The organism is Planctomycetota bacterium (assembly GCA_016235865.1).
In the GTDB taxonomy this organism is placed as follows: Bacteria; Planctomycetota; MHYJ01; order JACQXL01; family JACQXL01; genus JACRIK01.
On the sequence record JACRIK010000026.1, the window covers coordinates 1 to 13,219 of the forward strand.

The window sequence follows — 13,219 nt, forward strand, 5'->3', positions numbered from 1 at the left end:
AAATAACCAGGAAAGTAGTCAGCGGAGAGAGAAAGCTGGCGATTACGACCAACTAAGTGGTTAGGCCGTAAAGTTTCTGTTAGTAAAATCACTGTTTACCGCTTAGTGCGGTTCTGTAAAAGTGTTTTTGGACATGCTCCAGACCACATATTTTGTAACCATTGATTTTGTTGGATTATAAGTCATCATGCTCTAAAATTCGGCATTGTCAAAAACAGATTTAACAAGGCCTCATTTCCTATAAGCCCTGCCCTACAAGTCAGCAAAATAGCCATAAAGAAAATATGTGGTCTGTCCCCGTCCCCTATGATTAGGGTTCAAATCAATGGTTTGTCCCGCTTACATCCGATAGGCCAAGGATATCTTTTACTTCTAGGGGTATTTGCAAATCGACATCCTTATCGTGGTCGTAAATTGTCATATTAATTTCCATAGTTCTAGACCACTTAGTTGGAGTTCCCTCTTTAGACGGAAATGTAGATTTATGCATGAGTATTCGTTGTATCTTATAAATTTGACAGTCATCTTTGCCGAGCCAGAATTTATATGTTGCCGCGATTAATTTAACTTCAATCTCTTTCCCGGGCGTTTCCGATACTGTTTCCCTTCCAACTATATCAAATACGTCATCCATATTTAAGACATCCTTAAAATTATCTTGGGAAACCACAGCTTTAACAACCCTGCATTCTACCCCGTTAACCGATTCGTTGTCTCTGAATTTGGCATTCTTCAAGAATTCTCCGAGGTCAGCCGTCCGATAAAATGGAGTAAATACATGCTCAATAATACTATTCTTTTCATCTTTATCATCAATTCCTTTTAATCCCTTATCCCATTGTTTTCCGCCGTCCTTTAACGCTATTTTATTGTTCTGACGGTATAGTTCAAATTCGTTGCCAGCTTCTTCAAACTGTGGTATCTCTTTACATTTAAAATAGCAGAAATCTGGGCCTTTCCAGACGCCATTGGCTTTACAATTAGTATACGCATGTGCGTTACCACCATAAAGATTAGAACCCAATCCAACATGAATCGGCATATCAAAGCGGTAGGTTTTGAGCTGTTCCAGTTTCTTGCACCCCAAAATAACCGCATCCTTGGCATTTATGTTATTAGGCACAGTTGCGTTCGGGTTTACGGTGCAACCATATAAAACAAGCACTGTAATTGTCACGGCAATATAATTTCTCATGAATTATCTCCTAAATCAGAGGACACAATGCTTAATGATTCTAGATTTCTTTGCTACGCTTTTGGTTTATTCTACCATTCTTCTATTTATCGGACAAGGATTTATCAGCGCATCTTTTTATTGACTTTTGGGATAGGTTTGACATAAAATAGTTAACACGAATAAGACGAATGGAACGAATCTCACGAACCCGAAGGGACCGTGCATAGCGAAGAATGCATTAATTTATTCGTGTCATTCGTATTTATTTGTGTGATTCGTGTTCGTATTTCTTATAGAAAGTGTAGTGATTTATGAAGTTTGAGACCAGGGCCATACATTCAGGCAACAAATCAGATAGCGCGACCGGCGCCATTACCACGCCCATCTACCAGACCTCGACCTTCCAGCAGGAGGCAGTGGGTAAGCACAAGGGGTTTGTCTATACGCGGACCGATAATCCGACCCGGCACGCCCTGGAGGATAATCTGGCCGCCTTGGAGAACGCCAAATACGGACTGTGTTTTGCCAGCGGGCTGGCCGCGGTCAATACCGTGATGAACCTGCTTAAGAGCGGCGACCACGTGGTCTCAGCCAATGATATTTACGGCGGGACCTACCGCATCTTTACCAAACTATTTACTAAATACGGAATGACCTTTGATTTGGTTGATGCTACTAATCTGGATAATGTCAGGCGGGTAATCAGGCCTAATACCAAGGTGCTCTGGCTGGAGACGCCCTCCAATCCCTTGCTCAAGATTACGGACCTGAAAGCCGCGATTGCACTGGCTCACAAGCACAGGATTCTGACCGTGGTGGATAACACCTTTGCCACGCCGTATCTCCAGCAGCCCTTTGATTTCGGCGCTGATATCGTGCTCCACAGCACCACCAAGTATCTGGGCGGACATTCGGACATCCTGGGCGGCGCGCTTATTACCAATAATAAAGATTTATACGAACGGCTGAAATTCTTCCAGAATGCGGTCGGCGCGGTGCCCGGACCATTTGACTGCTTCCTGACCCTGAGAGGCACTAAGACCCTGGCCTTGCGGATGGAGCGGCATTGCTCCAATGCCATGGCCATTGCCAGATTCCTGAGCCGGCATCCCAAGGTCAAGAAGGTGTTTTATCCGGGATTGCCGAATCATCCGGGCCATAAGATTGCCAAAAAGCAGATGACCCTGTCTGCGCCAAGCGGAGCGCGGCAGGCAGGCGGTTTCGGCGGGATGGTCTCGTTTGAGGTCAAGGGTAAGACCAACAGATTCGCTGCGCTCACTGCAAGGAAGATAGCCGCCTCGGCCAAACTATTCGCATTGGCCGAGAGTCTGGGCTGCGTGCGTTCCCTGATAAACCATCCGCCTTCCATGACCCACGCCTCGGTCGAGCCCGAGGTTAGGAAGAAGATAGGTATCAATGATAATCTGATTCGCCTGTCCGTGGGTATAGAAAATGTCCAGGATTTGATAGAGGATTTGAAGAGGGCACTTAGGAAATGACGAATGTCTAATGGCGAATGACGAATTTAGTATTTGGGATTTAAGCATTTTTTCGTCATTAGGATTTCGGCATTAGTCATTAAGAGGTAATTATGAGCAAACAGATTAACATCGGCTTACTCGGTTGCGGACAGGTCGGGACCGGACTGGTTAAACTCCTTAACCAACAGTCGGACTTTATCCGCAGACGCACCGGTCTGGACCTGGTCATTAGTCACACTTTAGTGCGCAACACCGGCCGTAAGCGTGCGGTCAAGGCGCCGAATCTGACCACGGACATCAACCGGATTCTGCAGGATGATAGCATTGATATTGTGGTGGAACTATTAGGCGGCCTGGAGCCGTCCCGGACTTACATCCTCAAGGCGTTGCGGGCCGGTAAGAACGTGGTCACGGCCAACAAGGCTGTTCTGGCGCATCATGGCCGGGAAATATTCGAGACGGCCCGGATGGTGAACTGTGAGGTTTATTACGAGGCCGCGGTCTGCGCCGGAATCCCCGTGATTCGTTCCATTAAAGAAGGTCTGCTGGCAAATCACATCAATCTCCTGATGGGGATTCTTAACGGCACGACTAATTATATGCTGACCCGGATGAGAGAGGATAAACTCTCGCTGGTTGATGCATTGAAACAGGCCCAGGCGCTCGGATTTGCCGAGCCGGACCCGACCATGGATGTCCAGGGACTTGATACCGCCCATAAACTGGCGATTCTGGCCGCGCTCTCATTCGGAATCAAGGTCAAGCCCAAGGATATCTATACCGAAGGTATTATGGGTATTGACCTTGAGGATATCAAGAACGCCGAGGAATTCGGCTATGTCATAAAGTTGCTGGCTATAGCCCGTGAGGTTGAGGGGAATCGGGTGGAGTTAAAGGTCCATCCGGCCATGCTGCCCAAGGTCCATCCGCTGGCCTCGGTGCGCAACGAGTTTAATGCGCTCTATCTGAATGGTAGCGCGGTAGGGGATATGATGTTCTACGGCAAGGGCGCCGGGCCTCTGCCGACCGCCAGCGCTATACTGGCTGATATTATTGAACTGGGCAACCAGCCCCAGACACCGTCTGAAGCGCCGGATATCAGCACCTATAATTGGGGCAATAAGAAGATTGTGCCGATTGACCAGACGGTCTCGGAGCACTACATCAGATTCCCGATTGCCGACAAGTCCGGCGTGATTGGCAAGATTGCCACTGTCCTGGGCCGGAATGATATCAGCATCTACGGCGCCACGGCCTCGCTCATGCCGGTAAAGAAGGCGTTGGGTAATGTCCGGGTAGTGACCAAGAAGGTCAGGGAATCTCAAATCCAGAAAGCGCTGGCCGAGGTGAACAAACTCTCCATTATGCGCGGCAAGGCAGTGGTGGTCAGGATAGTGACGTAAGAGGCCCATTTTGTCATCCCCCGCCCCGTTTGTCATTCCGTGCTTGACACGGAATCCAGTGGCCTCCAAGATGTCTGGATTCCCGCCTGCGCGGGAATGACAGGATGGAGGATAGTTCTATTTCACTCCCGGCAAATCATTGAAACCCTCCCGGCGTCTGATGAGTCGGGCTTTGTTCCCTTTGACCATTACTTCAGCCGGTTTCGGCCGCATATTATACTGCATAGCCATTGAATAGCCATATGCGCCGGCATTCTTTATTGCCGCGATATCGCCTTCCTGGAATTTGGTGATTTCACGGCCGTGCGTGAACATATCGCCGCTCTCGCAGAGATTGCCGCAGACCGCCACGAATTGTTTGGGGCCTTTCAATCGGCTGGCGTTGACTATTTCGTGGTAGGCATTATAGAATGCATGGCGGATGAGATGGTTGAATCCGGAATCCGTTCCGACAAAGGTATGCTCCGGCGTCTCCTTGATATCGGTTACCGTGGTCAGGAGCGTGCCGGCCTCACAGACCGGATAGCGGCCGGGTTCAAGCATCAGTTGCAGTGGCTGGCCGTAATGGCGGCAGAAGGCGTTGAACCGCTCCGAGACCATCCGGCCGAATTTCCTGATGTCCAGGTTCTTCTGCCCGGGGCTGTAGGCCACGCCCAGGCCGCCGCCCAGATTGATGAATTCCAGTCCCTTAAAGTTGATGGCAATCTTAAGCATTATTTCCATGGCCGTGATAAAGGTCTCGGTCTCCAGGATGCCCGAGCCGATATGGTGGTGCAGTCCGATGATTTTCATCCGGTATTTGGCGGCAATCCTGAGCGCCTGGTCCAACTGGTAAACCCAGATGCCGAATTTGGAATCCGGTCCGCCGGTAATCACGTGCTCATGGTGGCCCTCGCCCACGTCCGGGTTGATGCGCAGGGACACGTCCAGCCCGGACCTGATTTTTCCGACCTTTTCCAGCTGGGAAAGCGAGTCAGCGCTGATATGCACGCCCTGTTTGACCACATAGGCCAGTTCGTCGGTCCGGCAGTTATTGCCGGTGAAGGATATCTCGTGCGGCCTGAAGCCGTTGCGCAGGGCGCAGTATATCTCGCCGGGCGAGACCGCGTCTATGCCGAATCCCTCCTGGCGCAGGATTTTCATAATGGCCGGATTGGTATTGGACTTGCAGGAATAGAGGAGTTTGGTGTTGGGATAAGTAATGGCCTGGCGCAGGGACCCGGCCCGTTGGCGGATGATATTCTCGTCATAGACGAATAGGGGGGTGCCGAAGCGCCTGGCTAAGTTGACGGCCGATAGTTTCCCGATGAGTAGTTGGTTGTTTGGCATAAATTTATTCTTTCTTCAATGTTGTATATCCCGGCAAATACTGCCGGGATAAGAAACTGTAATTCACTTCGTTCATAACAGTTTCTAATACGCCCGAGTGGATTCGAACCACTGGCCTGCGGTTTAGGAAACCGCCGCTCTATCCAACTGAGCTACGGGCGCGTTGGCTTAACCTTAATACATCCTTCAGTAATAATTTGCTCGATAATCTTACGGCTTTTAAGCGGTTTTAACTTATATTCTATTTGTTTGGCTTCCTTAATAGTTTCATATTTCTGATAGAACGCTATAGTTAAAGGCCTGATATTACGCGTTGCCTTTACAAAGCCGTTATTGTGTCTTTCTAACCTCTTTTCTAAATCCTGGGTGCTTCCGATATAATAAGTTCCGTTACGGTTGCTTTTTAGTATATAAACATAACCGTAACATTGTTTTGCCATTAAGTTCATTCAGTATAAACTTGCGGCCTCCCCGATGTAACATCGGGGCGCTCTATCCAACTGAGCTACGGGCGCGTTGCTCGCTGTTAGCTCCCCGATTACCATCAGGGGCGTTACTGCGAGTTATCCCGGCAGTATTTGTCGGGATAAGTAATTTATACTTTCCTAATTGACCGTTAAGCAGGTCGGGGCGCTCTATCCAACCCCCGACGTTACGTCGGGATAAGAAACTGTAACGTGGCGCCTTTGTCGCCACTAACAGTTTCTAATGAGCTACGGGCGCAGGGAAAATTATAAACAACTGGATTAACAACCCCCTTTTATTCCCCCTTTGTTAAGGGGGACTGAGGGGGGTGTTACTCCGCTAAATCAGTTTAATCCTGTTGTCTATTTTCCTTGACGTGCCATCTTATATAAATTACCTTATTAGTTCAACAATTTACTATGCAGATTAGATATATGAAGTTTCCGTTGATTCTGGTAACTCTCATATGGGCCGCCGTATTTATCGTTCCGCTTCGGGCCGAGGTCCAGGGCAGTATTTCATCCTATGTCTGGTCCAATGAGGGCGAATTCAATATGGGCGGCAGCCATCCCTCGGTTCAGAACCAATGGGATATCAAGCATCCGACCGATTCCATGATGCTGGGGGGCAATGCCTATCTTTTTGAACTGAAATACGACCAGATACTTTCGTTTGACCTGAACTATAACACCGGCGCCATCAACGACCAGCGACGGTCGTTCATCGTGCATGATAGTAACGGGTATCTGACCGATCTGAGTTATGCGGATGTGGCCGGCCGGAGCCGGCTGACCAGTACCGGATTATTCTACCGCCTGATGGGGCAGGATGAATTGGCCATCTCTCGGCTGGATGTCGGCGCCGGCTATGTCGGCTACATTAATTCTGTTGGCTATAATAATGCCAGCGTTGTCCTGGACAGCGCCAATCCGGCCAATAATAACCAGACCTTTAATGAACGCTGGGAGGAATACGATATCTATTATCATGGAGTCGATGCCAGAATCAAGGGGGAGCTTTATCTGACCCCGGATATATCCGTCAATGCCACGGTCGGCTATGCGCCCAAGTTATCAGCCCGGTATAAATACACCAAATTCACGGACCGTATCGCTTCGCAACAGCAGAAACAGACCATCAAGGCGGAAGGCTACGGCTGGCATTATGAAGCGGCCCTTAATTATCATTTGACCGAGCATTTCACCGTCATGGCCGGGTATAAATACGTATTGCTTAATGCAGAGGGTAAGAGTGACGACAATTTTTATCCGTTCTGGAGCGGCGCCGAGCATAACCTCAAGAACGAGATGGGCGGGTACATCTTTGGTGTTACCTACCATTTTTAGAGTCAGTAGGAACCAAGTGACGTACTGTCTCTTATCCCGCACATAGAGTATGTATGGGGTTAATCTTACAGCACCGGAAGATACTTTTCCAATTCATAAGAGGTTACCTGGACCCGGTAACGTTCCCATTCAATCTTCTTATTCTGGATAAAGTGTTCAAAGACGTGCTGGCCCAGGGTCTTTTTGACCAGCGCGCTCTTTTCGGTCAACTGGAGCGCCTCAAGTAAACTGCCGGGCAGCGACTTGATGCCGCGCCGGGCGCGTTCCGGTTCGCTCATTTCATAAACATTGTCTTCCACCGGTTCTGGGGCGATAAGTTTTTCCTCAATTCCGGCCAGGCCGGCGGCCAGCAGGACGGAAAATGCCAGATAGGGATTAGCGGCCGGATCCGGTGAACGGAATTCAACCCGGGTGGCCTTTTCCTTGCCCGGCTTGTACATTGGCACTCGAATCAGGTCAGAGCGGTTGCGCTGGGCCCAGGACAGATAGACCGGCGCTTCATAGCCCGGCACCAGGCGCTTGTAGGAATTTATCCACTGGTTGGTGACGGCCGTAAATTCCGGCGCGTATTTCAAGAGTCCGGCGATAAAACTCTTGGCCATCTGGGAGAGATGGTATTTGTCCTTGGGTTCAAAGAAACTGTTTCGGTCGTTCTTGAAGAGCGACATATGGACGTGCATGCCGGAGCCGTTCTGACCGAAGATGGGTTTGGGCATAAAGGATGCGTAGACCCCGTTTTTCTGGGCCACTTCCTTGACAATCAGCCGGTAGGTCATAACCGTATCGGCCATGGTCATGGCATCGGTATAGCGCAGGTCGATTTCGTGCTGGGACGGCGCCACCTCGTGGTGGGCGTATTCCACCGGTATGCCCATTGATTGCAGGGCCAGGATGGTCTCGCGGCGCAGGTCAATGGCCTCGTCGCGCGGCATCAGGTCAAAATAACCGCCTTCGTCCAGCCGTTCGGTGGTCTTGTCTGATTTGAAATAGAAGAATTCAAGTTCCGGGCCGACATTAAAGACCAGGCCGAGTTTAGCGGCGCGGGCTAGATTGGTCTTGAGGATATGGCGCGGGTCGCCTTCAAAGGCCGTGCCGTTCGGGTTGATTATGTCCGCAAACATCCGGGCCGTGCCGTCGTGGCCGTTGCGCCAGCTGACAATCCTGAATGTTTTCGGGTCAGGTACGGCCACCATATCGCTTTCGTCTATCCGGCAGAATCCTTCGATGGATGAACCGTCAAAACCCATGCCTTCGCTAAACGCGTTTTCAAGCTCGTCACGGGTTATGGTGAATGATTTGAGATAACCCAGAATGTCCGAGAACCAGAGATTGATGAATTTGATATTATGCTTGTCAACCTGGGCGATGACTGATTTGACTAATCCGGCGCGTTCCTTGTCCGGGGCGGTCGGTTTCTGGCCGGTGGCGCGTGGCTTGGCAGGCAGGGACAGTGTTTTCATACAGTTTTTCCTTTTCTTGAGAGTTGAATAAGTTAATGGAGTCGTTATTTACCAGATATAGCTCATCCTGTCAATATTTTGTCAGATAATTTAACAGGATGGGAAATATAAAATTAGCTGCGAAGACTCCCGGGGGAATCCGCATAATGCGAATAGACCGAATCCCGCATTAGGGCGGTAACTTCTCGGTCCGCTGACGCTGAATAACCGGCGGATTATCAAGCGTGAATACGTTCTTTATCCGGTTCAGCAGGTCAAAGGTATCTTCTTCTGTGGTGTCAGCGTATATGATGAAGTGGTGGAACGGTTTGGCGCCGGCTACGCCGAATGAGATGGATATACTGGAATCCTCCGGCGTGGTCTTGAGATAATGAGTCACGCCTTTTTCAGGAGTGATAGCGGCGATGGTCAGTCCCTTGACTATTCTTTGGGCCAGCCAGTGGGAATCATTGCTCTGGAGGTTGCCTATCGGATTGTCGGCCGGAATATTTCCACGAGTATAGTTTGAGGATAGGTATTCTGCGCCGGAGAAAACGGACATTTTATCTTTTAAGGCGGCTACAAGGTAGGATTGCGGAACCTGATACGAATTATGGAATTCCCGAATACGGCTGTCCGTAAACACCTCGCAGATAGGCAGATTTTCATAGAAGTTAAAGACGCACCCGTCGCCTTCTTCTGAAATGGCGCAAAAACTGGTTAGGAGCGGGCCATCGGTTTGTTTTTGTAATGACAATTTGTTCCCCGGACCGGTTTGAAGGATTACTCCAAATCCAGATTTGTTACTTGTCACTAAATTAAGGTTTGAGAATAATCCTGTAGAAAAGTCTCTGATTACCCACGAATTAATAAGAGACGGTAAGGGTGTATTATTTCTGGAGTAGGGCGAATTGATGCCGATCTTGAGCCGGGTATTCTTCAGCCAGTAACCTTTCTGGTCTGTGCCTGATGTTGACAGTCCTCCATAAGGATATTTTATGTTGTATTCAGGCGCCTGGCTTTTGATCGTATCAAAATACACGTAGAAGTATTTAACGGATTTGGTTTCAATGGGCTTGCGGATTATCCAGACCAGATTGGCCTCGGCATTGAACCTTTCGTCAAAATGCCTAGTTTTACCTATCTGATAGGGAACCTCGTCAATCGGTGTGCCTTCCTTAGAGTATTCTATGACCCGGACAGATTGAAGGTCAATTTCCGTATGGACTATGTCAGATGAAGAGACGCCTGATTCCTTTAATAATTCAGTGAAGTTGAGTTTTATCTCTACCGGGTAGGCAAAGGCTTCAGAGCCGGTGGCCGGCCGGGCAACCGTGTTTTTCATAGTAACCAGGACGCGGTAATGTAAACGTCGGTCCCACCAGGTGAATGTCTTGTTCATCTCTGGGCCGGGCGGATTGGGCGCAGGAGTGATCAGGCGTTGGGGCAGTTTGGCAAGAGAGATGCCGAGTTTATCAGGTGCGGTGAACTTGGCGTTCATAATAGATTCGGACAATTTATCCTTTTTATCCTGCCAGGTGGCCTTGGCTGTTTCAAAACGTTCCATTGCCTTTATCTCAGTGGTATCATATCTCTGAGAAATAAGTTTCTGGTATTCTTCTTTCAGTGTATCAAATCCTTTAGATGTCTTATCAAAGAGTTCTTCGTAATCTTTTTTGATTGCCTGATAATCAGTTTTAATAGGGCCATATTCAAGTATATATCTTTTGTCATAAAGATTCTGATATTTGTTACTGATTTCCCTGGAAGTCAGGAAGCGTTCGGCAAATGCCAGCCACTTTTCGGCAGCATAGTGCCAGATGTCTAATGTCTCTTTAGACCGCTGTGCCTTTTTCTGTAGGGACGCTATTTTCTTTTGCGCTTCTTCCGAGATGGTTTTTATTTTCTTTAGAGAACCGTAGAAATTAGGCACATCTAAATAAATTTCGTTCTTGAAAGGATCTGGGAATAGATGTTCAGATGTGACATTGCCTCTGATTAATTTGTTACAGGATGATAAAAGATTGGTGATCTCTGCGGCCTCGCTACCATTAATGCCGAATAGGGAATGGGTCAGACTATAGCTAAACTTGTCTGCGTCTGCGCGGTCCGGGATCCATCCGCATTCAGCGGTAAAGATAGTGGGTTCAACAATGTTTTCCGGAAAGGTGATGATTTCGCCTGGGGCGCTACAGAGCATCAGACCCATTATGCGGTGGTTATTCTCCAGGTGCCTCAAGCCGGCCTGGCCGGCCGTATAGATGTTTTTATGGATGGCCTGTATGTCGGGCAGGATATTACCAGGAACAGTTAACTGCGGACAAAGTACCTGGTCTAATCCCTCATTTCGGAACAACTCGATCTGCTGAAAATAATCACTGAAAGTACGATTATTATCCTGCTCAAACGTATTCATGACAATAGTAGTTTTAGGCATCTTGGAGATGAAGAGTTGTTTCTTGAGAATTGAATCAATCCAGCCTAGCGGCTTTCTATCCAGATGCCCGCACCAGTCCTTGAGGCATATATGATGCGCATTGTTTAGCTTTATTGTTGAGATATTACCTATCAGGTTTATCTGGTATGCCGAGGCCTCTTTGGTTAATTCGGTAATCTGGTCGCCTGTCAATGAGGCGGTTTGGAGTGCCAGGATATTTATCTTGTAGTATGACAACAAATGGATGAGATTCTTGATATAGCCGGTTTTGTTGTTGCCAGGAAGGTTTATTTGCACGCCGCGGTAGTCGAATATGGGCCAGTCGTCAATCACAACCGGCGGCAGGATTATCTGGTCGGCCTTGTCCCTGGTTATCAGCTGTCTGAATGTTTGGGCGGCATAAAATAGTCCCTGGGAGGTATCGGCCAAAAGGAGTATCTTACCCGATCTTGGCCAGCCAGGCGTAATGGAAATCTTATAGCCCTGCGGATGTAAATCCCGATTAAGCGCAACTGCTTTTTTAGTGGCGATAGCATCAATCACTTTATCACGCTTGGGGACGCCCAGAATAATGGATTTTTCAGCGGCCGCCAGCGCCTTGTCATTAACCAGGGATGCTACCTTCAGCCCCCATATTTCACTGAGGTCTTTAGCGATGAGTTCGGCGGCCATGCGGGTGGTTTCGTCAGCCGTGCTTTCCACGAATATAGTCCATTCGTTATTCAGGACGCAGTGGGGAGATTTGGTATGAACAACCTGCCTGGGTTGTGGGATGACATTTATCCCAAAGGCGCCAGGCTGGTTATTATCCGCCCATTGGTAGCTAATGTAAAGGCAACACAAAATTGATATGGTTATTATGGCTGCTGTTCTAACGGTGTATCTCATCTGTGTTTATCTGAGTGTATTTGGGGTTTCGCTTTTACTGCGCCATCACGCTTATTTGGAAAATAGGCAGAAGCATGCTCAAGACGATAAAGCCCACGACCAGGCCCATAACGAGTATCAGAATCGGTTCCAGCAGAGAGAGCCCGATTTTTATGGTCTCGCCGATTTCCCGTTCGTAGAATGATGAGACCTCGAGGAGCACCTCATCCAGCCGGCCGCCTTCCTCGCCGACCCGGATCATATTAGTCATAAAAGGGAAAAAATGCGGACTGTTCTGGAGTCCCTTGGACATTGAACCGCCCAGTTTAAGGTCATTGACCACTTTAGACAGGTCATCCTTTATGATATCATTTGACAGCGTGGGGATGACGATTTCCAGCGAGGCCAGAATCGGGATACCGTTGGTGAGCAAGAGTGACAGAGAGCTGGCTAATTTGGCTGATTCGGTCTTCTTGATGAATTTACCGATGAAGGGCAGGGTGAGTTTCAGGCGGTCCAGTGCCTTACGCTCTATAAGCGTTACACCCTTAGTCAATATCATCAACAGCAAGATGCCGCCCAGATACAAATACCAATAATTAGTGATACTGCTGCTGATGGCCAGTAAAATCTTGGTCGGCAGGGGCAGGTCTACTTTTAAGGTGACGAAAACCTTCTGGATTTGCGGGATTACTGCGGTCATCAGAAAGACGATAGAGCCCAGTCCAACCAGGGTTACGATGATAGGGTAAGCTAAGGCTGAGCGGATGTGCGATTTTATCTGTTCCACTTTTTCGCGGTGTTCGGCCACCCGGCGCAGAATGGTATCCAAGGCGCCGCTGTCCTCACCGGCCTTTATCATCGCCGTGTAGAGTTGGTTAAATATTTTGGGATATTTGCTCATGGCTGACGAAAGCATATCGCCGTGCTTGACGCTTTGGGCAATGTCGGCAATGATATTCTTAAAATACTTGTTTTCGGTCTGCTCGGTGATGATAAACAATGCCGAAAGCAGGGGTAGGCCGGATTTAATCAGGGACGACAATTGATAGGTGAAAATATTAAGGTCCCGGACCGTTATTTTGCTGAACCAGGAACTTACCGTGATGGATTTATCCTTGACCTCGCCGATGAGTTCTATATTGATTGGGAAAAGGCCTTGGTTGGTCAACTTACTGGCGATTTCCTGCGGGCTCTCGCCTTCCATCACGCCGTCCGTGAAATCGCTGGGTCCCTTTTTGGCTTTATATTTGAATAAGGGCATATTGATTTTCC

9 protein-coding genes and 1 tRNA gene are annotated in these 13,219 nt (G+C 48.6%); 3 read left to right on the forward strand and 7 right to left on the reverse strand.

Annotated features, from left to right (window positions below; genetic code table 11):
* Window positions 1-322 precede the first annotated feature (322 nt).
* On the reverse strand, window positions 323-1,195 hold the full coding sequence (locus HZA49_07285; GenBank protein ID MBI5779242.1) for a hypothetical protein: 873 nt from the start codon (window positions 1,193-1,195) through the stop codon (window positions 323-325).
* A 293-nt stretch (window positions 1,196-1,488) separates the two neighbouring features.
* Between HZA49_07285 and HZA49_07290 the strand changes: the two genes are divergently transcribed.
* Window positions 1,489-2,676 carry a cystathionine gamma-synthase gene (locus tag HZA49_07290; protein MBI5779243.1) on the forward strand — a complete coding sequence of 396 codons (1,188 nt, stop codon included), beginning with the start codon at window positions 1,489-1,491 and terminating at the stop codon, window positions 2,674-2,676.
* A 92-nt stretch (window positions 2,677-2,768) separates the two neighbouring features.
* Window positions 2,769-4,061: a homoserine dehydrogenase gene (locus tag HZA49_07295; GenBank protein MBI5779244.1), complete on the forward strand. Its 1,293-nt coding sequence runs from the start codon at window positions 2,769-2,771 to the stop codon at window positions 4,059-4,061.
* 117 nt (window positions 4,062-4,178) lie between these two features.
* On the opposite strand, the gene lysA is transcribed toward HZA49_07295, so the two are convergent.
* The 3 genes from lysA to HZA49_07310 all read right to left on the reverse strand — a co-directional run bounded on the left by lysA (window position 4,179) and on the right by HZA49_07310 (window position 5,839).
* Window positions 4,179-5,390, reverse strand: a complete 1,212-nt coding sequence (gene lysA / locus HZA49_07300; GenBank protein ID MBI5779245.1) for a diaminopimelate decarboxylase — start codon at window positions 5,388-5,390, stop codon at window positions 4,179-4,181.
* A gap of 88 nt (window positions 5,391-5,478) precedes the next feature.
* Window positions 5,479-5,552: transfer RNA gene (locus tag HZA49_07305), tRNA-Arg, on the reverse strand.
* Entirely contained in the window at window positions 5,543-5,839 is a 297-nt protein-coding gene (locus HZA49_07310; GenBank protein MBI5779246.1) for a GIY-YIG nuclease family protein, read from the reverse strand. The genes HZA49_07305 and HZA49_07310 overlap by 10 nt, the downstream gene beginning before the upstream one ends.
* A gap of 450 nt (window positions 5,840-6,289) precedes the next feature.
* Here HZA49_07310 and HZA49_07315 point away from each other — a divergent pair, with 450 nt between their 5' ends.
* A complete protein-coding gene (locus HZA49_07315; protein MBI5779247.1) occupies window positions 6,290-7,201 on the forward strand; it encodes a hypothetical protein in 912 nt (303 codons plus the stop codon).
* 65 nt (window positions 7,202-7,266) lie between these two features.
* Here the strand turns inward: HZA49_07315 and HZA49_07320 are convergent, their stop codons facing one another.
* The 3 genes from HZA49_07320 to HZA49_07330 all read right to left on the reverse strand — a co-directional run bounded on the left by HZA49_07320 (window position 7,267) and on the right by HZA49_07330 (window position 13,208).
* Complete coding sequence (locus HZA49_07320; GenBank protein ID MBI5779248.1) at window positions 7,267-8,661, reverse strand: glutamine synthetase; 1,395 nt, start codon at window positions 8,659-8,661, stop codon at window positions 7,267-7,269.
* A gap of 169 nt (window positions 8,662-8,830) precedes the next feature.
* Window positions 8,831-11,920: a hypothetical protein gene (locus HZA49_07325; GenBank protein MBI5779249.1), complete on the reverse strand. Its 3,090-nt coding sequence runs from the start codon at window positions 11,918-11,920 to the stop codon at window positions 8,831-8,833.
* Window positions 11,921-11,999: 79 nt separating this feature from the next.
* Complete coding sequence (locus HZA49_07330) at window positions 12,000-13,208, reverse strand: type II secretion system F family protein (protein MBI5779250.1); 1,209 nt, start codon at window positions 13,206-13,208, stop codon at window positions 12,000-12,002.
* Window positions 13,209-13,219: the final 11 nt, after the last annotated feature.

Coding starts and splice junctions, on each gene's coding strand:
- HZA49_07310 (MBI5779246.1), bottom strand. CDS start 5,839: ATGAACTTAATGGCAAAACAATGTTACGGTTATGTTTATATACTAAAA.
- HZA49_07320 (MBI5779248.1), bottom strand. CDS start 8,661: ATGAAAACACTGTCCCTGCCTGCCAAGCCACGCGCCACCGGCCAGAAA.
- HZA49_07315 (MBI5779247.1), top strand. CDS start 6,290: ATGAAGTTTCCGTTGATTCTGGTAACTCTCATATGGGCCGCCGTATTT.
- HZA49_07295 (MBI5779244.1), top strand. CDS start 2,769: ATGAGCAAACAGATTAACATCGGCTTACTCGGTTGCGGACAGGTCGGG.
- HZA49_07290 (MBI5779243.1), top strand. CDS start 1,489: ATGAAGTTTGAGACCAGGGCCATACATTCAGGCAACAAATCAGATAGC.
- HZA49_07285 (MBI5779242.1), bottom strand. CDS start 1,195: ATGAGAAATTATATTGCCGTGACAATTACAGTGCTTGTTTTATATGGT.
- HZA49_07330 (MBI5779250.1), bottom strand. CDS start 13,208: ATGCCCTTATTCAAATATAAAGCCAAAAAGGGACCCAGCGATTTCACG.
- lysA (MBI5779245.1), bottom strand. CDS start 5,390: ATGCCAAACAACCAACTACTCATCGGGAAACTATCGGCCGTCAACTTA.